Origin of the sequence: Pseudomonas lactucae, assembly GCF_016937615.1 — a bacterium.
Taxonomy (GTDB): Bacteria; Pseudomonadota; Gammaproteobacteria; order Pseudomonadales; family Pseudomonadaceae; genus Aquipseudomonas; species Aquipseudomonas lactucae.
The window spans coordinates 23,536-41,698 of the sequence record NZ_JAFHKI010000001.1; the positions used below are offsets into that span (position 1 = coordinate 23,536).

General features: G+C 60.7%; 15 protein-coding genes and 1 pseudogene. 10 read left to right on the forward strand and 6 right to left on the reverse strand.

Translation table 11 applies throughout. The features are described 5' to 3' along the window. Window positions 1-115 precede the first annotated feature (115 nt). The 4 genes and pseudogenes from efeU to efeO (JWR98_RS00120) all read left to right on the forward strand — a co-directional run bounded on the left by efeU (window position 116) and on the right by efeO (JWR98_RS00120) (window position 4,339). The gene (gene efeU, locus JWR98_RS00105) at window positions 116-961 is read left to right on the forward strand and encodes an iron uptake transporter permease EfeU (protein ID WP_205489084.1); all 846 of its coding nucleotides are present in this window, start codon (window positions 116-118) and stop codon (window positions 959-961) included. 10 nt (window positions 962-971) lie between these two features. Continuing rightward, window positions 972-2,174, forward strand: a complete 1,203-nt coding sequence (efeO, locus tag JWR98_RS00110; protein WP_205489085.1) for an iron uptake system protein EfeO — start codon at window positions 972-974, stop codon at window positions 2,172-2,174. A 14-nt stretch (window positions 2,175-2,188) separates the two neighbouring features. Then, window positions 2,189-3,490: an iron uptake transporter deferrochelatase/peroxidase subunit gene (gene efeB / locus JWR98_RS00115; protein ID WP_205489086.1), complete on the forward strand. Its 1,302-nt coding sequence runs from the start codon at window positions 2,189-2,191 to the stop codon at window positions 3,488-3,490. A 28-nt stretch (window positions 3,491-3,518) separates the two neighbouring features. Beyond that, window positions 3,519-4,339 (forward strand): annotated as a pseudogene (gene efeO, locus JWR98_RS00120) (iron uptake system protein EfeO). A 30-nt stretch (window positions 4,340-4,369) separates the two neighbouring features. Here the strand turns inward: efeO (JWR98_RS00120) and JWR98_RS00125 are convergent. Next, window positions 4,370-6,889 (reverse strand): hypothetical protein, encoded by a 2,520-nt coding sequence (locus JWR98_RS00125; RefSeq protein WP_205489087.1) that lies wholly within the window; start codon window positions 6,887-6,889, stop codon window positions 4,370-4,372. Between the two features lie 19 nt (window positions 6,890-6,908). Here JWR98_RS00125 and JWR98_RS00130 point away from each other — a divergent pair, with 19 nt between their 5' ends. Continuing rightward, entirely contained in the window at window positions 6,909-7,529 is a 621-nt protein-coding gene (locus JWR98_RS00130) for a hypothetical protein (RefSeq protein WP_205489088.1), read from the forward strand. Between the two features lie 410 nt (window positions 7,530-7,939). Here JWR98_RS00130 and pssA read toward each other — a convergent pair whose 3' ends face one another. Next, on the reverse strand, window positions 7,940-9,283 hold the full coding sequence (gene pssA / locus JWR98_RS00135) for a CDP-diacylglycerol--serine O-phosphatidyltransferase (protein WP_205489089.1): 1,344 nt from the start codon (window positions 9,281-9,283) through the stop codon (window positions 7,940-7,942). Between the two features lie 122 nt (window positions 9,284-9,405). Between pssA and JWR98_RS00140 the strand changes: the two genes are divergently transcribed. Together JWR98_RS00140 and JWR98_RS00145 are read left to right on the forward strand one after the other, a co-directional pair. Further along, complete coding sequence (locus JWR98_RS00140; protein ID WP_078733401.1) at window positions 9,406-9,969, forward strand: TetR/AcrR family transcriptional regulator; 564 nt, start codon at window positions 9,406-9,408, stop codon at window positions 9,967-9,969. A gap of 40 nt (window positions 9,970-10,009) precedes the next feature. Further along, window positions 10,010-10,489 carry a nuclear transport factor 2 family protein gene (locus JWR98_RS00145; protein WP_078733402.1) on the forward strand — a complete coding sequence of 160 codons (480 nt, stop codon included), beginning with the start codon at window positions 10,010-10,012 and terminating at the stop codon, window positions 10,487-10,489. Between the two features lie 67 nt (window positions 10,490-10,556). Here the strand turns inward: JWR98_RS00145 and JWR98_RS00150 are convergent, their stop codons facing one another. Next, a complete protein-coding gene (locus JWR98_RS00150) occupies window positions 10,557-11,705 on the reverse strand; it encodes a PQQ-dependent sugar dehydrogenase (RefSeq protein WP_078733403.1) in 1,149 nt (382 codons plus the stop codon). An 11-nt stretch (window positions 11,706-11,716) separates the two neighbouring features. Beyond that, window positions 11,717-12,031 carry a hypothetical protein gene (locus JWR98_RS00155; protein WP_078733404.1) on the reverse strand — a complete coding sequence of 105 codons (315 nt, stop codon included), beginning with the start codon at window positions 12,029-12,031 and terminating at the stop codon, window positions 11,717-11,719. Between the two features lie 184 nt (window positions 12,032-12,215). Here JWR98_RS00155 and ku point away from each other — a divergent pair, with 184 nt between their 5' ends. After that, entirely contained in the window at window positions 12,216-13,055 is an 840-nt protein-coding gene (gene ku, locus JWR98_RS00160) for a non-homologous end joining protein Ku (RefSeq protein WP_078733405.1), read from the forward strand. Between the two features lie 24 nt (window positions 13,056-13,079). Beyond that, window positions 13,080-15,572, forward strand: coding sequence for a DNA ligase D (gene ligD / locus JWR98_RS00165; RefSeq protein ID WP_205489090.1), 2,493 nt, complete (start codon window positions 13,080-13,082; stop codon window positions 15,570-15,572). A gap of 18 nt (window positions 15,573-15,590) precedes the next feature. On the opposite strand, the gene lpxO is transcribed toward ligD, so the two are convergent. Continuing rightward, window positions 15,591-16,490, reverse strand: a complete 900-nt coding sequence (lpxO, locus tag JWR98_RS00170; RefSeq protein WP_078733407.1) for a lipid A hydroxylase LpxO — start codon at window positions 16,488-16,490, stop codon at window positions 15,591-15,593. A gap of 311 nt (window positions 16,491-16,801) precedes the next feature. Here lpxO and JWR98_RS00175 point away from each other — a divergent pair, with 311 nt between their 5' ends. Beyond that, window positions 16,802-17,185 carry a TIGR03067 domain-containing protein gene (locus JWR98_RS00175; RefSeq protein ID WP_205489091.1) on the forward strand — a complete coding sequence of 128 codons (384 nt, stop codon included), beginning with the start codon at window positions 16,802-16,804 and terminating at the stop codon, window positions 17,183-17,185. Window positions 17,186-17,324: 139 nt separating this feature from the next. Here the strand turns inward: JWR98_RS00175 and JWR98_RS00180 are convergent, their stop codons facing one another. Further along, window positions 17,325-18,137 carry a class I SAM-dependent methyltransferase gene (locus JWR98_RS00180; RefSeq protein WP_078733409.1) on the reverse strand — a complete coding sequence of 271 codons (813 nt, stop codon included), beginning with the start codon at window positions 18,135-18,137 and terminating at the stop codon, window positions 17,325-17,327. Window positions 18,138-18,163 lie beyond the last annotated feature (26 nt).

An 18,163-nucleotide genomic window follows, 5' to 3' on the forward strand; every position in this document is an offset into this window, starting at 1 on the left:
TGCGCTTTGCCACCACCGTTCAGCCGCCGTTCAGCAAAAGTCAATATTTCACGTTTAGCAATGAGTATCATTATGTTACAACTTAGCACCCTATCTAATGACCCTGCGGTGCTGAATGCTCGTCCCTTTTCTGATCATGCTGCGCGAAGGCATTGAAGCAGCCTTGATCGTTGGCATCATTGCCAGCTACCTGCAACAGACCGGCCGTGGCCAGTGGATGCCCGCCGTGTGGATTGGCGTGTTCCTCGCCGCTGCGCTCGCCCTGCTGGTGGGCGGCGGCCTGGAACTGGTCAGCGCCGAGTTCCCGCAGAAACAACAGGAGCTGTTCGAAGGCGTGGTCGGGCTGGTCGCCGTGGGTATCCTCAGTTCGATGGTGTTCTGGATGCGCAAGGTCGCACGCTCGATCAAGCATTCGCTGCACGCCTCCCTCGATCAGGCGCTGGCCGGGTCCAGGCACCAGGTCATCGCACTGATCCTGATGGTGTTTTTCGCCGTGGCCCGCGAAGGCCTCGAAACCGTGTTTTTCCTGCTGGCGGTGTTCCAGCAGAGCGAAGGCCCAGGCGCGCCGATTGGCGCCCTGCTCGGCCTGGTGTTGGCGATTGTCGTGGGCTTTTTGATCTACACCGGCAGCATGCGTTTGAACCTGGGTGCATTCTTCCGTTGGACCGGCCTGTTTATCCTGGTGGTCGCGGCCGGCATCCTCGCCAACTCGGTGCAGGCCCTGCACGAAGCCGGGGTGTGGAACCACCTGCAAAGCGTGCTGTTCGATTTCAGCGCTGTATTGCCAATGGACAGCCCATTGGGCTCGGTGCTGGCCGGCATGTTCGGCTATCAGGAAGCACCGACCGTCAGCACGCTGGGTGCCTACCTGATTTACCTGGTGGTGGCGCTGGTGATGTTCTTCCTGCCCGCGACGCCGGCCAAGCCAGCCGCTGCCCCTTCTTCCGCTTCCAGCCAGTAAGGACCGTCTCTTGTCCAACCCAACGCCTCAACCTGCCCCGCCATCCCGCGCCTTGCGCTGGGCGGTGGCCGGCTCGGTGGTCGTGATGATCGCCGCCGGTGGCCTGTTCTACTATGCCTCGCAACTGGCCGCCGCCAAGCGCCAAGCCAACAGCAATGAAATCGCGGTGACCATCCATGGCCACGCCTGTGAACCCAATGCGCTGACAGTGCCTGCCGGACGCGCGAGCTTTCGCATCATCAACCGCTCCGAGCGGGCGGTGGAATGGGAAATTCTCGATGGTGTGCTGGTGGTCGAAGAACGCGAAAACATCGCCCCCGGCCTGAGCCAGGTGATCAATGCCAACCTGTTGCCGGGTGACTATGCGATCACCTGCGGCTTGCTGAGCAACCCGCGTGGCACCTTGCATGTAACCCCCACGGCGGCGTCCGATGCCCAGGCCAAGGCCAAGCCGTCGATGGTGGCGTTTATCGGCCCGCTGTCGGAATTTCGTGTGTACTTGAGCAGCCAGGGCACTGCGCTGATCAAGGCCACGACCGCTCTGCAACAGGCGATCGAGGCCGGAGACCTGGCCCAGGCCCAGGCGCTGTATGTGCCGGCCCGCAAGGCCTACCAGCGCCTGGCCCCGGCAGCGCAACGTCTGGCGGAACTGGACAATGCCATCAACGCGCGCGCCGATTACTTTGAAAAACGCGAGCAGGACCCGGCCTTCAGCGGCTTCCATCGCCTCGAATACAGCCTGTTCCAGCATCGCAGCCTCGATGGCCTGACACCGCTTGCGCAGCGCCTGGTGACGGATGTCACCACCCTCAGACAGCAACTGCTGGCCCAGTCCCTGCCACCGGAACAACTGGTGAGCATCGTGGTGCGCAACCTCAACAGCCTGGCCGATGCACGCGCCCTCAGCGGTGAAGAAGAACGTTACAGCCACATCGACCTGAACGGTTTCGCCGCCAACCTGGAGGCCGCGCACAAGGTGGTGGAGCTGATGCGCCCGCTGCTGACCAAATCTGGCGCGCAGCTATTGCCGAAAATCGACAGTGCCCTTGCCGCGTTCGATGCCGAACTCGCAGGCTTTAAGGTCGATAACACTTACAGCACGTACGACAGCGTTACCGTCGATCAGCGCAAGCAGATCGCCGACAAGGCCAAGGCTCTGGCCGTTGCACTCGATGGAATCGACCCCGCCCTTGGCCTTTCCGGCCTGCAGTGAAGACGACCGCACAAATGAGTGATACCCGACAGTTTGATGCACAACGCCGCCGTGTCCTGCTGGGCATGGCCGCCACCGGCGCAGCGATTGCCGGCAGCAGCCTGGCCTGCCCGGCCATGGCTGCCGCCGAACAAGTCACCACGGCCCCGCGCAGTGACAAGACCCAGGACCACCACGACTTTTTTGGCCGGCACCAGAGCGGCATCGTCACCCCGCGTCCGGCCTGCGGCATGGTCGTGGCGTTCGACGTACTGGCCGGCGACCGCGAAGACCTGGAGCGCCTGTTCCGCACCCTGAACGAACGCATCAGCTTCCTGATGACCGGCGGCCCCGTGGCGCAGGTCGACCCGAAACTGCCGCCCACCGACTCCGGAATCCTCGGCCCGGTGGTCACACCGGACAACCTCACCATCACGGTATCCGTCGGCGAGTCGCTGTTCGATGAGCGCTTTGGCCTCGGCGCCGTCAAACCCAAGCGTCTGAGCCGCATGGTCGGTTTTCCCAACGATGCGCTGGAACCGGCGCAGTGCCATGGCGACTTGAGCCTGCAGTTCAGCTCAAATACCCCGGACACCAATATCCACGCCTTGCGCGACATCGTGAAAAACCTGCCCGACCTGCTACTGGTGCGCTGGAAGCAGGAAGGCAGCGTGCCGCCCCAGGCGCCCGCCAAGCCCGGCACGCCTGCGCAGAGCGCGCGTAACTTCCTGGGTTTTCGTGACGGTTCGGCCAACCCCAACTCCAACGACGACAAGGCGATGAACCAGATTGTCTGGGTACAGCCCGGCAGCGACGAACCCACCTGGGCGGCCCATGGCAGCTATCAGGCGGTGCGCATCATCCGCAACTTCGTCGAACGCTGGGACCGCACGCCCCTGCAAGAACAGGAAAGCATCATCGGTCGGGTCAAGACCACCGGCGCGCCCATGGACGGCCAAATGGAAAGCCAGGTGCCCGACTACAGCAAGGACCCGCACGGCAAATTGACCAAGCTCGATGCGCATATCCGCCTGGCCAACCCGCGCACCCCGCAGACCCAGGCCAACCTGATCCTGCGTCGTCCGTTCAACTACTCCAACGGCGTCAACAAAAACGGTCAGTTGGACATGGGGCTGCTGTTCATCTGCTATCAGGCAGACCTGGAGAAAGGCTTTATCAGCGTGCAAACCCGGCTCAACGGCGAACCATTGGAGGAATACCTCAAGCCGGTCGGCGGTGGGTACTTCTTTACCTTGCCGGGGGTCACCGGCCCTAAAGATTACCTTGGACGCACGCTGCTCGCGGCTTCGCACCCCCAAACCACTGCCAATACCTGAAACCAACCCCCACAGCGGAAACCGTCCCATGAAGAAGTCGACTCTCGCGTTGTCGTTGTTAATGACCCTCTCGCCCCTGGCCGCCTTCGCCGCCACGACGGCGCCGCTGGACCTGGTAGGCCCGGTATCGGACTACAAGATCTACGTCACCGAACAAATCGATGAGCTGGTGACCCAGACCCAGGCATTCACCGACGCCATCAACAAAGGCGACCTGGCTACCGCCAAAAAGCTCTACGCACCGACTCGCGTGCACTATGAGTCCATCGAGCCGATCGCCGAGCTGTTCAGCGACCTCGACGCGTCCATTGACTCGCGGGTCGACGACCATGAAAAAGGCGTGACCGCCGAAGACTTTACCGGTTTCCACCGCATCGAATACGCGCTGTTCTCGCAGAACTCGACCAAGGGCCTGGAGACACTGACGGCCAAGCTCAACACCGACGTCAGCGACCTCAAGAGCCGCGTAGACGGCCTGACCTTCCCGCCGGAAAAAGTCGTGGGCGTGCCGCCGCCCTGCTCGAAGAAGTCGCCGCCACCAAGATCTCCGGCGAAGAAGACCGCTACAGCCACACCGACCTGTATGACTTTCAGGGCAACATCGACGGCGCGAAGAAAATCGTCGACCTGTTCCGTGGCCAGATCGCGCAGCAAGACAAGGCATTCCTGACCAAGGTCGACAAGAACTTCGCCAGCGTCGACAAGGTCCTGGCCAAGTACAAGACCCAGGACGGCGGCTTCGAGACCTACGACAAGGTCAAGGAAAACGACCGTAAAGCCTTGGTGGGCCCGGTCAACACCCTGGCTGAAGACTTGTCGACGCTGCGTGGCAAGCTGGGTTTGAACTAGGCTAAACGCCCCCCAGCCTTGGGGGGCTTTCTACGTTGAGCTTAACGGTGTGAACCCATCCAACGGCGTGCTGATCGGCAAGCCGGTTTGCGGATTGACCGCGTACCAATGGCCGTTCGCCTGCAGCGCTTGAACGGGAACCGAATGGTTGTGGCCATTGTGTGTGGAGCGTTGGCCAACACCTTCCTGCAATATCGCAGCTTCGCCCAGCGCACTTTTCACGCCAAAAAACGTGCGCAACTTTTCCTCCACCGCAACCATTTTGGTCACCGCCGACAACTTCGGCGCCTTGGCCACGGTCTGAGGCAGCGTCAGCAGGCCTTTGGATGCCCAGCGGATCAAATCGGCCGTACCGTCCAACGGATTCAAAAACGCACTGACCACCAACACGCCTTTCGCCAAGACACTAAACGCTTTGGCACCAAAGGGTGCAACCGCTTTTGTGGCTTTCGCCAGGGAGCGAACTGTCGTCCCCGCGCCTCCCAACAGGGCAGCGAACGTATCGATGATCAACCCGCGCGAGCCCTCCACGATATTGCCGTTGACCAGGTCGATGATTGCTCCGACAAAAGGAATCATGCTCAGGAAAAGGGCCTTGTTACGCTGTGACACCTCCCGCGCCTGCTCAATTGGCAATTCGTCCTGGGCTATCTTCAGCACCGTGTCGCGGTGATGGATAAAGTTGCCCTGCATGATGCGCTCGACAATTGCCTGGGATCTGGCAGAGGCAAAACTGTTGGGAACCGGGCTGTCGGCATGACGGCTGTCCAGTGCCGGCAACGTGTCACCCAGCTTATCGATAATGATGCCAGGTGATGTCATCCCCGCACGGGGACCGGCGTCAGAGGTGTAGGCGGCAAAATCAAACGGTTCCGGCGCACCGTTCTGTGTTTGTACGTCTGTTGGCGCCCAGCGCCCGTAGGTTTTCTGATGATTTTCAAGCGTGCCTCCCAGTGTTAACTGAGCGGGCAAATCCTCACGTTTAACGATCAGCATCTTGGCCGCAAACACCTCGAAGTAGCTGACCGCCCCGTTATGGACGCAGCGTATCAGCGTGCCTTGGCGCCCACGCCGCTCTTCGACCTGCGCAGACGTTTGTTCCAGGGTGAGCACTGCGTCGGTTTGCTCGCGCAAGGCAAACAGTTCGACCTCGCCATATTCCAGGGCCTGCCGGTCAGCCAGGGGTAACTCAGCGATCATTTTGCGCGTAGTGGTGCTCAAGCCTTGTTTGAGCGCGGCCAGATAGGCGTCCACCTTGTCAGGCAGTTGAGCCTGCACATCCGGCAGGTCAGCAATCCTTGCGTTCAAGTCCCGGACATTCTGGTCGACAGCCGCTTGATCGGCCGGTTGCAGGCGTCGATGAATATCAAAGGGACTGTTCGCTTTGGGCAATTGAGGCGGCTGCTCACCGGGTGCCAGCAACATCCATCGATCCTTGACCAGCTCCCCCGTCATGTACGTCTCGACCAGCGAGCGGGTCACGGGCTCGGACGGCTTCTGGTTGCGTCGCTCAGCCGGGTCGGCGATATACACGGTCAAGGCCTTCAGTTGTTCGACGCTGTGTTCGGGAAAAACTTTTCGCAGCTGTGAGATCGCCAGGTCGCGGCGCGTGGGCAGCGGTACGTTGAATACCTGCAAGGCTTGCACGAGCTGCTCATTCTGGGCCTGGAATGCCTTACTGGCCTGTTGATAATGCTGCGGTGTATAGACGCCGTCCGTGGGCTTGGCGAACACACCTTGCATCACCGCCCAGTCCAGCAAGGCGTCGATCCCGTGGTTTGTCAGCACCGCCGTCTGGTCGTCGGTCATTGGCTCCAGCTTGCTCAGGGCCATGATTTCATCGTAACTCATGGCACGTGAAGAGCCTGGCCCACCCTGGCGCTCGGCAAACGCAACCCCCAGACGGAAGTCGGTCCATTGCGCAGACCCCATACGCAGCGTGGGCGGGATACCCTTGACCAGAAACTCGGGCGCACTGCTGGCCAGAAACAGGTGCGCGGCCAGCGGCGTGGTCTGCGCATCGAGCAGCGGATTTTTACTCAGGTGGGCCTCAACGTCCGCACGTACCGAAGCTATCGTCCGTCCGTTGTTGCCGGCTTGATAAATGTCATAACCCACAAGGGTGCCTGGACGCCCTGGAAAGTCTGGATCGATCTGCAACAAGAACGCCGCCAGCGTCCACTGTTTGGCTTCAAGCGCCGACAGTTCGTACGCACCGGACGCGCCCTGGAAACTCAGGGTGCGAGCAACCGACTCGCCCCAGAGCAAGGCCACTCGGTGGCTGAGGATCTGATCGATGAAATGATCAGCCTGGTCACGCAGCACCTGCGGTGTGTTGTCATCAAGCACACCCCTGAAATCAAGCCCGCGCAACACCGTGGCGCCGCTTGCGCTGCTGTAGACATCCTCATCATTAAACTTGGCCACTGAGCGTTTATCGGTATCCGACAACCGGCCCGGTGCCCATTCACGTCCTAGCAATTGCGCGTAATTACCCAGCACGGGAGCGGGCGCGATCACGGCATTCAGCCAGCGAATGGTGTTGCGCACCTCTCCAATCGTTTTGGGTATGGTTAAACCGCACGCCAGCAAGACATCGCTGGCCGCGGCGCGCCCCGAGCCATCGACGCTCAGCCCTGAAGTTGCGCTTACCGGTGTTCGCAACGTGGTCAACGCCACCTCTTCATCGTCGGGTCGATTGCGAACCAGATCACTTAAGCAACTGACCAAGTGCACGCGCTCATCCATCCGACCGATGGCCTTGCTGGCTGAAACGTACCGGCTTTGCAGCCGATTTATTGCCTCAGTCGACAAGGCCGACCAGTCTGACGCCAACAACGCATCACGCACCTGGTTCAACTCGCCTGGCTGGGTCGGTGGCGTGACCCCGTACCAGTGCAAAACAGCATTGCGCGAAAAAGCCTGGCTCTCTGGTGGAATATACGCCACGCCTTTACCGGCAGTGTCCAAAGCACCTGCTGCGGCGCGCAATCGTGCGCTTACCTGCCACCAACCCGATGTGTCGCTCAGTGTGAACGTCTTACGCGTTGCGCGACGGCCCTCCATAACCAACCCCGTGATTGAGTCCGCCGTGACGACGAGGGTGTCCAACGCCAGTCCTTTGCTCATGGCCCAGTCGCGTATTTGCGCCGAATTGAAAGCGCTGCGTAATGCTGAAAACCCGGGGTAAATCGTACTGTTGGGCGGGATCTGAACAAGCGAGTCCGACACTTGGCGCAATGCCCACGTCGCTAACAGGTTTTGCAGTTGGCGATCGGCGTCACCTGATGTTGCCACCCCCGACGGCAACGTCGATTGCGAGGACGTATCGGCAGGTGGATCGATCGTTATCGCACGCTTGCTGCGCACAGCGGCGGCCGGGGATGGTATTGAAACATGCGCTGCTGACGCAGGCGCAGAGACGTGGTGGGGCAAGTAGATGCTCGACATTTCCGGTTCCTCTTTACCATGGATTGGCAAGAGTTCTTGTCCTTAAGAACTGTCAAGAGGAAACATACGAGCCATCGCCTCACGGCACTGTAGGCCGACTCTCAAGACGGCGAAGGCCGTCTGAGCGTTCGCTGTAGGACAGGTCGGGCTTTACAGAATGCGATAGAGCAACCGTTCAATTCGCACGCGGCTGACCCGACGCAGGAATTTGCCGACTGCGGGCGGGTAGTCCACCAGGGTCTGCAACTGCTGGTAGCCGCCAATGCGTGTGGCGTGCTGGAAAATCTGCGCCAGCTCCGCGCGCCGTGGCGCCAGCCACTGGGCCTTGGGATCATCGATCAGCAAGGCGTTTTCCAGGTCGAGACGAAACGCTCGAGGGTTGAGGTTGTTGCCGGTGAGCAAGGTATAACGCTCATCGACCCACATGCCCTTGAGGTGGTAGCTGTTGTCGCCGTCGTGCCACAGGTGCAGGTTGAGTTGGCCACTGTCGATCATTGCCTGATGGCGCTTGGCAAAACGGCGCAGGCTGATTTCGTACAGGTACGGCAATGCCGCAATGACCTTGAACGGCTCGCTGGGCGGGATATAGAAGTCGTTGGCGGTCTTGTCGCCGACGATGATGTCGATCTTCACGCCGCGCGCCAGGGCGCGGTTGATCTCGCGGGTCACCGGCAGCGGCAGGTTGAAGTACGGTGTGCAGAGGGTCAGTTGCTGTTGGGCACTGGCGATCAGCTCCAGGATCACCCGACTCAACGGGTTGTTCTTGCCGACGCCCAGCAAAGGGCTCACCGACAAGTCGCCATTGGGCAGTTGCCCGGCCGTGGTGTCGTAGGCCGCGTGTTTGAGACGGCTGCGCAGGTCGCCGATGTCGTTGCGCAGGCTGCGGGTGGTGGGCGGGTTCGGCAGGTCGAGACGGTGCACCGCCTTGGATGCCACCAGACCATGCTCCACCAGATGCTGCATGGAGTCGGCCAGCGGTTGGCTGTGGATCAGGTGGTAACGGTCGAAACGGTACTTGTCGAACTTGTGCAGGTACACGTTGTTCAGGCTGGCACCGCTGTACAGCACGGTATCGTCGATCACAAAGCCCTTGAGGTGCAGCACGCCGAACAGCTCGCGGGTTTGCACCGGTACGCCGTACACCGGCACTTCACTGGCATGGCTCTGGGTCATGGTCTGGTACCAGGCGCTGTTGCCCGGCTGCTTGCCGGCGCCGATCAGCCCGCGCTGGGCGCGCAGCCAGTCGACCACGACGACAATATCCAACTGCGGCCGTGCGGCCTTGGCGGCGTGCAGAGCGTCGTAGATCTCTTGCCCCGCTTCGTCCTGCTGCAAGTACAGCGCGACGATGTAGATACGCCGGGTGGCCTGGGGGATTTTTTCCAGCAGGCAGCGCCGATAAGCGTCGGCGCCGGACAGCACCTCAATGGCCTCGGGTGTGACTGGAAAACCACGTAGCTTGGGCAGCAGGGAGCGTTTGAAGAACGACGGCATAAGGCTCGCAATGGGTCGAATCCGAAGAGGTCCCGAGCTTACACCATGAGCCTGCTCAGGTCTCGCTACCGGGCATGGAAATTTTATAGACAAAGAAGAACGATCGTTCTACTGTATTAAACATGAACGACATGCCCAGTAATGAAACCCGCGACATTATCCTCGACGTCACCGAGAAGTTGATCTATCGCCATGGCATTGCCGCCACCGGCATGGATTTACTGGTGAAAACCGCCGGCGTCTCGAGAAAAAGTATCTACCGCTACTTCGCCAATAAAGACGAATTGGTGATTGCCGCCCTGCAACGCCGCGATGAGCGTTGGATGCACTGGCTGCGTGGCGAAGTCGAACCGGTCGACGGCAGCGGCGCACGCTTGCTGGCGGTATTCGCCGCCTTGAAAACCTGGTTCGGCTCGGCCGATTTCCGCGGCTGCGCCTTCATCAACACCAGTGGTGAAACCGGCAACCCGGACGACCCGGTGCGCCTGCTGGCCAAGGCTCACAAACAAAAGCTGTTCGAATACCTGCTCGAACTCTGTACCGCACATGGCACCCCCGATCCTGGACGGCAGGCCGCGCACTTGCTGATCCTGATCGATGGCGCCATCACCGTTGCCCTGGTGATGGGCGATTCAACAGCCGCTGATAATGCGCAATGCATGGCGCAAACGTTATTGGGGCTGTGAACGCACGCTGGCGCAACTTCTTCTTAACAGGAGTCATGACATGTCATCCAACCCAGAAACACGCCCGCCCCTCCCGCCATTCACGCGTGAATCGGCCATCGAAAAAGTGCGCCTGGCCGAAGACGGCTGGAATTCACGCGACCCGCACCGTGTATCCCTGGCCTACACCCTCGACACGCAATGGCGCAACCGCGCCGAGTTCGCGCATAACCGCGAAGAAGCCAAGGGTTTCCTCACGCGTAAATGGGCCAAGGAGCTGGATTACCGACTGATCAAGGAGCTGTGGGCCTTTACCGATAACCGCATCGCGGTGCGCTATGCCTACGAATGGCACGACGACTCAGGCAACTGGTTCCGCTCCTATGGCAATGAGAATTGGGAGTTCGACGAGAACGGACTGATGGCCCACCGCTTTGCGTGCATCAACGATATGCCGATCAAGGACAGCGAACGCAAGTTCCACTGGCCTTTGGGCCGCCGCCCGGATGATCATCCGGGGCTGTCCGACCTGGGCCTGTAAACCTGTGGGAGGGGCAGTGCCCCTCCCACCGGTGGATCGCTCTCCGGTTATGGATTGGCGACGCAGACTAGTCCTGGTTTAAACCGACCCGATACAGCACGCCGTTATCCTCATCCGTAAGCACATACAAAAACCCATCAGGCCCCTGCCGCACATCGCGAATCCGCGCCTTCAACCCGCCCAGCAAACGCTCTTCATGCACCACCTTGTCGCCATCGAACTGCAAGCGAATCAGCTCCTGGCTGGCGAGCGCGCCGATAAATACGTTGTGCTGCCACGGCTTGAAGCGATCGGCATCGTAGAACGCCATGCCGCTGATACCCGGTGATTTCTCCCACACATGACGCGGCTCTACCGTGCCTGCAACGGTTTTACCCTTGGCTTCGGGAATCGGTGTCAGGGAGTAGTTGATGCCGTGGGTTGCCAGGGGCCAGCCATAGTTTTTGCCGCGTTCGATCACATTGATTTCATCGCCACCCCGAGGCCCGTGTTCGTTTTCCCATACCGTGCCGCTCCAGGGGTTCAGTGCCAGGCCCTGCGGGTTGCGCTGGCCGTAGGACCAGATTTCCGGGCGTACGCCTGCCTGGCCCACGAACGGGTTGTCATCCGGCACGCGGCCATCCGGGAAGATCCGCACGACTTTGCCTTGCAGCTTGTCCAGGTCCTGGGCGGTGGGCCGGTCATTGTTTTCGCCAAGGGTCACGAACAGGTAGCCATCACGGTCGAAGGCCAGGCGCGAGCCGAAGTGGTTGCCGGTGGACAGTTTGGGTTCCTGGCGCAGAATCACCTTGAAATCGGTCAAGCCGCTGAGGTCGCTCGCCAGGCGTCCACGGCCCACCGCAGTGCCGGCCGTGCCGCCTTTGCCGCCGCCTTCGGCGTACGACAGATAGACCATGCGGTCTTCCTTGAAATCGGGCGACAACACCACATCCAGCAACCCGCCCTGCCCCTTGGCCCACACCTGCGGGACGCCGCTCAGCGGCGCGGAGAGCTTGCCGTCCGGGCTGACGAACCGCAGGTGGCCGGGACGCTCAGTCACCAAAAATCCTTGCCTGTCCGGCAAAAACGCGACAGCCCAGGGATGATCCAGGCCCTGGACGATTGGCGTGACAGAAAGACTGCCTTGTTCGCTCGGGAACTGTTGGGCATCGGCGGCGTAAACGGCGCTGATGCTGGTTGCGCAGATAACGGCTAGCAGGGTTTTGCGTAGAAACATAAGGCGCGTCCTTACCGGCGATTGCCGTTGGCATCATAAGTGGGGGCTTTGGTTTCGGTGGCCGGCCGGCTGGGCGCTGCATCGCGCGTGGGGTAGCGATTGCCGATGCCGCCGTTTTCCAGGGTCGGTGTGCGTGTGGTCGGCCCGGTCTGAATCCCGCGAACCGTCGGCGCACTGGGCTGTGTGCCCTGCATGCTGTTGGGGTTGGCGCGGTGAATGGGGCCGTTGTTGCCGTTATTGTTGCCGGGCAGGTTCTGCGCCTGGGCAGCGCCCGCAAGTGCCAGGCCTAAGGCCAGTGCCGCAAGGTGACGCACAGCAGTGTTCATGACAATGCCTCGCTGGAACGGGAAATACGTGCTTTCGATAACACGCTACGCCCAGGGTTCGGCTTTGGTAACTAAATACTTTCTCATCAGGTGTAACACAATCTGTCCGCGCATCCGTTCGGCGAAACTTTTCCCACAGCCTCCGAGTCACCAGAACACAGGCTCTGACGGAGGAATCGCACGCATGCCAAGGGCAATCTGGAAAGGCGCTATCAGCTTCGGTTTGGTCCATATCCCGGTGTCGCTGGTGTCGGCCACGTCTTCGCAAGGCGTGGATTTCGACTGGCTGGACAAACGCAGCATGGACCCGGTGGGCTACAAGCGCATAAACAAGACCACCGGCAAAGAGGTCACCAAGGAGAACATCGTCAAGGGGGTGGCCTATGAAAAAGGCCGCTACGTGATCCTCAGCGAAGAAGAGATCCGCTCAGCCCACCCCAAATCCACCCAGACCATCGAGATCATCGCCTTTGTGGCCAGCGACCAGATCCCGCTGCAGAACATCGACACCCCTTACTTCCTCGCGCCGGATAAACGCGGTGGCAAGGTGTATGCACTGCTGCGTGAAACCTTGAAGAAAACCCGCAAGGTGGCCCTGGCCAATGTCGTGCTGCACACCAAGCAGCACCTGGCGGCGCTGATGCCGCTGGAGTCGGCCCTGGTGCTGGTCATGCTGCGCTGGCCCGCCGAGGTCCGCGGCCTGGACGAACTGGAACTGGGCAGCGATGTGACCAAGCCCAGCCTGGCCAAGGGCGAATTGGACATGGCCAAGCGCCTGGTGGAAGACATGAGTGCCGACTGGCAGCCGGATGAGTATCGCGACAGCTTCCAGGACAAGATCATGGCGCTGGTAGCCAAGAAGGCCAAGGCCGGCAAGATCGAAGACGTGGAGTCCCAGGAAGGCAGCGACGAGCGCAAATCGGCCGATGTGATCGACCTGACCGAACTGCTCAAGCGCAGCCTGGCAGGCAAACCGGCGGCCAAAAAAACCGCCGCGAAGAAATCCTCGAAAAAGGCCTCTTGAGCCTGCCGGTGCCTGGAGAATCCTATGGCAAAGCCCCTGAGTGAGTACAACCGCAAACGCGATTTCGAGATCACCGCCGAACCGTCGGGGGAGGCATCCGCGCGTAAACGCAAGGCGTCGGCGCTGTCCTTCGTGATTCAGAAACACGATGCCAGCCACCTGCACTATGACTTTCGCCTGGAACTGGACGGCGTGCTCAAGAGCTGGGCCGTGCCCAAGGGCCCGAGCCTGGACCCCAGCCACAAACGCCTGGCGGTGCATGTCGAGGATCACCCGCTCAGTTATGGCAGTTTTGAAGGCAGCATCCCCGCAGGCCAATACGGCGCCGGGGATGTGATTGTGTGGGACCGGGGCGTGTGGCAACCGCATGACGATCCCCATAAGGCCTACGCCGCCGGCAAACTCAAGTTCACCCTGGTCGGCGAAAAGCTCTCCGGCGACTGGGCCTTGGTGCGCACCCGGCTCAAGGGCAGCGGCGACAAGGAGCAATGGCTGCTGATCAAGGAAAAGGACCAGCAAGCCCGCCCCGCGAGCGACTACGACATTGTCGAGGCCGAACCGAACAGCGTGCTCAGCGAAGCCACCATCGACACGCCCAAGGCCCGGACCACAGCCAAGCCCAAAGCCAAACCAAAGCCAAAGCCCAGCAAAAAAACCACCGCCCTGCCCGAGGAGTTCACCCCGCAGTTGGCCACGCTGGTTGACCGCGCCCCCGAAGGGGCATGGCAGTACGAGGTCAAGTTCGACGGTTACCGCATGCTGACGCGCATCCGCGACGGCGAGGTACGCTTGTTCACGCGCAATGGCCATGACTGGACCGACCGCTTGCCGCGCCAGGCCAAGGCCCTGCAAGCGCTCAAACTCAAGGACAGCTGGCTCGACGGCGAGGTGGTCAGCCTCAATGGCGATGGCTTGCCGGATTTCCAGGCGCTGCAGAATGCATTCGATATCGGCCGCAGCCTGGACATTGTCTATTACCTGTTCGACGCCCCCTTTCTTGAGGGGCAGGACCTGCGCCAGGCGCCCGTCGAGGAGCGTCGTGCGGCACTCAAGGCTGCGCTGGGCCGTAGTCGAAGCAAGCTGCTGCGGTTCTCCGAAGCCTTTACCGCGCACCACCAGGATATCTTCGAAAGCGCCTGCGACCTGGCCTTGGAAGGCGTGATCGGCAAGCGCTTGGGCAGTCCCTATGTGTCCAGTCGCAACAGCGATTGGATCAAGCTCAAGTGCCGCCTGCGCCAGGAGTTCGTGATCGTCGGCTATACCCGCCCCCAAGGCTCGCGCAGCGGCTTCGGCGCGTTGCTGCTGGCGGTGAATGACGCGTCCGGGTTGGTCTATGCCGGACGCGTGGGCACCGGTTTCGACCAGGCATCGCTGAAGGCCATTTATGCACAGTTGCAGCCCCTGGAACGCAAAACGTCTCCCCTGCAAAAAACCTTGACCAGTACCCAGGCGCGCGGCGTGCACTGGGTGGAACCGACGCTGGTCGGCGAAGTGCAATTTGCCGAATGGACCCGCGAAGGCGTGGTGCGCCAGGCCGCATTCGTCAGCCTGCGCACCGACAAGCCTGCCGCCCAGATCGTGCATGAACAGCCGCGTGCGGCCAAATCCCTCAAGAACAAGCAACCGGTCAAGAACGTGAACATCACCCACCCCGAACGCGTGATAGACCCGCAAAGCGGCACGCAAAAACAGCAACTGGCGCAGTTCTACGACAGCATCAGCGAATGGATCCTGCCCTTCCTGCACCAACGGCCCGTGTCCCTGCTGCGGGCACCGGAAGGCATCGAGGGCGAGCAGTTCTTCCAGAAACACGCCGAGCGCCTGGCAATTCCCCACATCCGGCAACTGGACCCGGCCCTGGACCCCGGTCATGCGCGCCTGATGCAAATCGACAACGCCCAGGCGCTGGTGGGAGCCGTGCAGATGGGTACCGTCGAGCTGCACACCTGGGGGGCGACCTCGGACAAGATCGAAACCCCGGACCTGTTTGTCCTTGACCTCGACCCGGGCCCGGCGCTGCCCTGGAAAACCATGCTGGAAGCGGCGCAACTGACCTTGTCGGTACTCGACGAACTGGGGCTTGAGGCGTTCGTCAAAACCAGCGGCGGCAAAGGCTTGCACTTGGTGGTGCCGCTGGCACGCCGCGACGATTGGGACAGGGTGAAGGCCTTTGCCAAGGCCGTCGCGCAGTTCATGACCGCACAACTGCCCGAACGCTTTACCGCCACCAGCGGGCCAAAGAATCGCGTCGGCAAGATCTTTATCGATTACCTGCGCAATGCCCGCGGCGCCAGCACCGTGGCGGCCTATTCGGTGCGCGCGCGGCCGGGGTTGCCTGTGTCAGTGCCAGTGAGTCGTGGGGAATTGGAAGGGTTGCGCGGCAGCCAGCAATGGACCGTTGCCAACCTGACGCAGCGCTTGCAGGCGTTAAAGGAAGACCCGTGGGCGGGTTATGCCAATCGGCAGAAAATCAGCAGGAAAATGTGGGACAAGCTGGGCGCCAAGCCACCGCAGTGACAGGCGCCCGAAGCGGTTTCAGATCCATATGAAGAGCAACGCCAGGGCGGCGAAGATCAGCCATTGCTCCAGGTAATAGCGCGTCCGGTTGCGCTTTTTCAGCGCCTTGCCGCGCAAGCGGATCTTGTACAGGCGCGTGAAGGCACGGTTGAGCGCGCCCGTCTTGTCGCCCTCATCATTCGGCGAGCCGGCGGCAGCCATCACGGTACGGCTGAACCAGCGATTGAACGCCGCCGCCCAGCGGTATTTCATTGGCCGCTCTACGTCGCAGAACAGAATGATGCGGTTATGCTGCGTGGTGTTTTCGGCGTAATGGATGAACGTCTCGTCGAACATCACCGGCTCACCGTCGCGCCAAGAGTAGTTTTCGCCGTCGACATTGATGTAGCAACCCGGATCATTCGGCGTGTCCAGGCCCAGATGGTAGCGGTAGGAACCGGCATACGGGTCACGGTGGCGCACCAGCTTGGAGCCCGGCGGCAGCTCGGCGAACATCGCCGCCTTGATCGAGCCGATGCTCTGCACCAACTGCGTGGTGCGCGGGCACAACTTCATGGCCGAGGGATGGCTGTCGCCGTACCACTTGAGGTAGAAGCGCTTCCAGCCCGACTTGAAAAACGAGTTGAAGCCCACGTCGTTGTACTGCTGTGAACGCTTGATCTCGCCTGCGCGCAACAAGTTCTGGCCTTCCTGACGAATCTCTTCCCAGTGCTCCTGCAAAGGGCTCAGGTCGGGAAAATCGCTGGGGGACAGGTACGGTCGGCTTGGCAGCTTGGAAAACAGGTACAAAAAGCAGTTGATCGGCGCCAGGAAGGTCGAATGATCACTGAGCTGGCGCCCCAGCGTGTGTCGCACCCGGCCACGCAGGTGTACATACGCAATGGAGACAACGTAGAGAGCAACAATGATGAGTTTCAAGGGATTTCGTCACACGTCAGAAGAAAACAGGCTACCCCTGCGTGCCCACAACGGCCGAGGATAATAGCAGCACCTGAAATCACAATTCACACAGGCGGCACGACCGGTTGGATGGCAACCGGTGCATGAGCATTGACACTTATTTAGCCATATATTGTAACCAAACGTTAGCCAAAATTTGTGAAAAGCTGTCTACGCCGGGTATTCGAGAGGATGATACCGGCCAGAAGCAGGCCCTGCGCCCTCACCCACTTGAACCCGTAACCTGCCAATAACGCGTCAAAGCGCGCGTACTTTAGAAAAGGATTTTTATGCTTGCCCTTTCAGATCCCGACTTCCAGGCCCTTCAAGGCGCCTGGGAGCAGACCTCACTTGAAGACAACGGTGTACTGAACCCCGCCGACGCCCATAGCGCCCCCGGAGCAATCACCACGATTACCGGCGATCACTTCCAGGTCACGACAGTACATGGCGAGGTACTGCTGGCGGGTCGGTTTTTCCTGGACAGCAGCACTTTCCCCAAGCGCATTACCTGGATCGACGCCATAGGCGATGACGCGGGCAAAGAGTTACCCGCCAGCTACCGGCTTGAAGGCGATGTGTTTGTGTTTATCGCTGCCGACGAGGGCATGCCCAGGCCAATCACATTCAGCACCGGTCCGGGCCAGACCATGCGGACGTTCGTCAGACGTTAATGAGCGGTAGGCCATCCGAACGTGCGACATTATTTTCACAAGGCCTTCACGTTCTGGCCGATAGGGTAAAGCCTACCTACTCCAGTGAATCCCTTGGCCCGCCTTCCCTCGCGGGCTTTTTTTCGGGCGCATGAATGGCTCAGGCGGGCCGCTTGGTCGCGACGAGGGTAAAGCAGAGCGGTAATTGCGCGGGCTGGTACTCGTACTGGTCGTAGAGTTCTTCACGATTGGAATGCGCATACTCCTGCAACTCGCTGATCTGCAGGTCGGCGCCTATCGCCGCGTTGAGAATGTCCCCAAGGGTGTGTACGAACCAATAGGATGTCGGCCCGGCGGTCTCGGCCTGGCCTTCGTAGACAATGGCTTCGCGCAAGACAAAAGGCTCGCGCTGAAAGTAGGAACTGGAAGGCTGCAACGGGTTTGCGGCCTTCGGGTCGAACACCTCGAGGAACGGATGGGTTTCATACATCACCAGTGCCCCGCCGGGTTTCAAGGTGCTGGCGACATGCTGCATGAACAGCGCCACATCCGGCATCCAGCCGAGTACGCCGATGGTCACCAGGGCAATGTCAAAGCGCTCGTGCAGGCGCGGTGGCAGGTGATGGATATCGCTTTCGATAAATTCAGGATCGTGGGGCGAGCGTGCGGCCAACTCGCGGGCCTGCTCGAGAAACGCCCGGGACTGGTCCACCCCCACCACCGACCTCGCACCGAGGCCAAACAGTGACAGGCTTTCACGTCCGTTGTTGCAGCACAGTTGAATCACGTCCTTGCCAGCCACGCCGATATCCTGCAGCACGCCGGTCAGGGTGCCGTCGAGGCAGGAAAACTCGGAATTGTCGACCGCCCTCTGCAGCGCGGTCCAGGTCTCGGTGGTTCTATGCAGGCTGGCGGACTGGTTCCAGGCGTCCTTGTTGCAGGCAATTGCTTCTTGAGCTGAGGGCATGTCCATTTGCGTCTCCAGATAATCACTAAACC

Excerpts from the sequence above, each read along its gene's own strand:
- pssA (WP_205489089.1), bottom strand. The coding sequence starts at position 9,283 with ATGCCGTCGTTCTTCAAACGCTCCCTGCTGCCCAAGCTACGTGGTTTT.
- ku (WP_078733405.1), top strand. The coding sequence starts at position 12,216 with ATGCCAAGGGCAATCTGGAAAGGCGCTATCAGCTTCGGTTTGGTCCAT.
- JWR98_RS00155 (WP_078733404.1), bottom strand. The coding sequence starts at position 12,031 with ATGAACACTGCTGTGCGTCACCTTGCGGCACTGGCCTTAGGCCTGGCA.
- JWR98_RS00130 (WP_205489088.1), top strand. The coding sequence starts at position 6,909 with ATGGTTAAACCGCACGCCAGCAAGACATCGCTGGCCGCGGCGCGCCCC.
- JWR98_RS00180 (WP_078733409.1), bottom strand. The coding sequence starts at position 18,137 with ATGGACATGCCCTCAGCTCAAGAAGCAATTGCCTGCAACAAGGACGCC.
- JWR98_RS00175 (WP_205489091.1), top strand. The coding sequence starts at position 16,802 with ATGCTTGCCCTTTCAGATCCCGACTTCCAGGCCCTTCAAGGCGCCTGG.
- efeB (WP_205489086.1), top strand. The coding sequence starts at position 2,189 with ATGAGTGATACCCGACAGTTTGATGCACAACGCCGCCGTGTCCTGCTG.
- JWR98_RS00150 (WP_078733403.1), bottom strand. The coding sequence starts at position 11,705 with ATGTTTCTACGCAAAACCCTGCTAGCCGTTATCTGCGCAACCAGCATC.
- JWR98_RS00145 (WP_078733402.1), top strand. The coding sequence starts at position 10,010 with ATGTCATCCAACCCAGAAACACGCCCGCCCCTCCCGCCATTCACGCGT.
- ligD (WP_205489090.1), top strand. The coding sequence starts at position 13,080 with ATGGCAAAGCCCCTGAGTGAGTACAACCGCAAACGCGATTTCGAGATC.
- efeU (WP_205489084.1), top strand. The coding sequence starts at position 116 with ATGCTCGTCCCTTTTCTGATCATGCTGCGCGAAGGCATTGAAGCAGCC.
- JWR98_RS00140 (WP_078733401.1), top strand. The coding sequence starts at position 9,406 with ATGAACGACATGCCCAGTAATGAAACCCGCGACATTATCCTCGACGTC.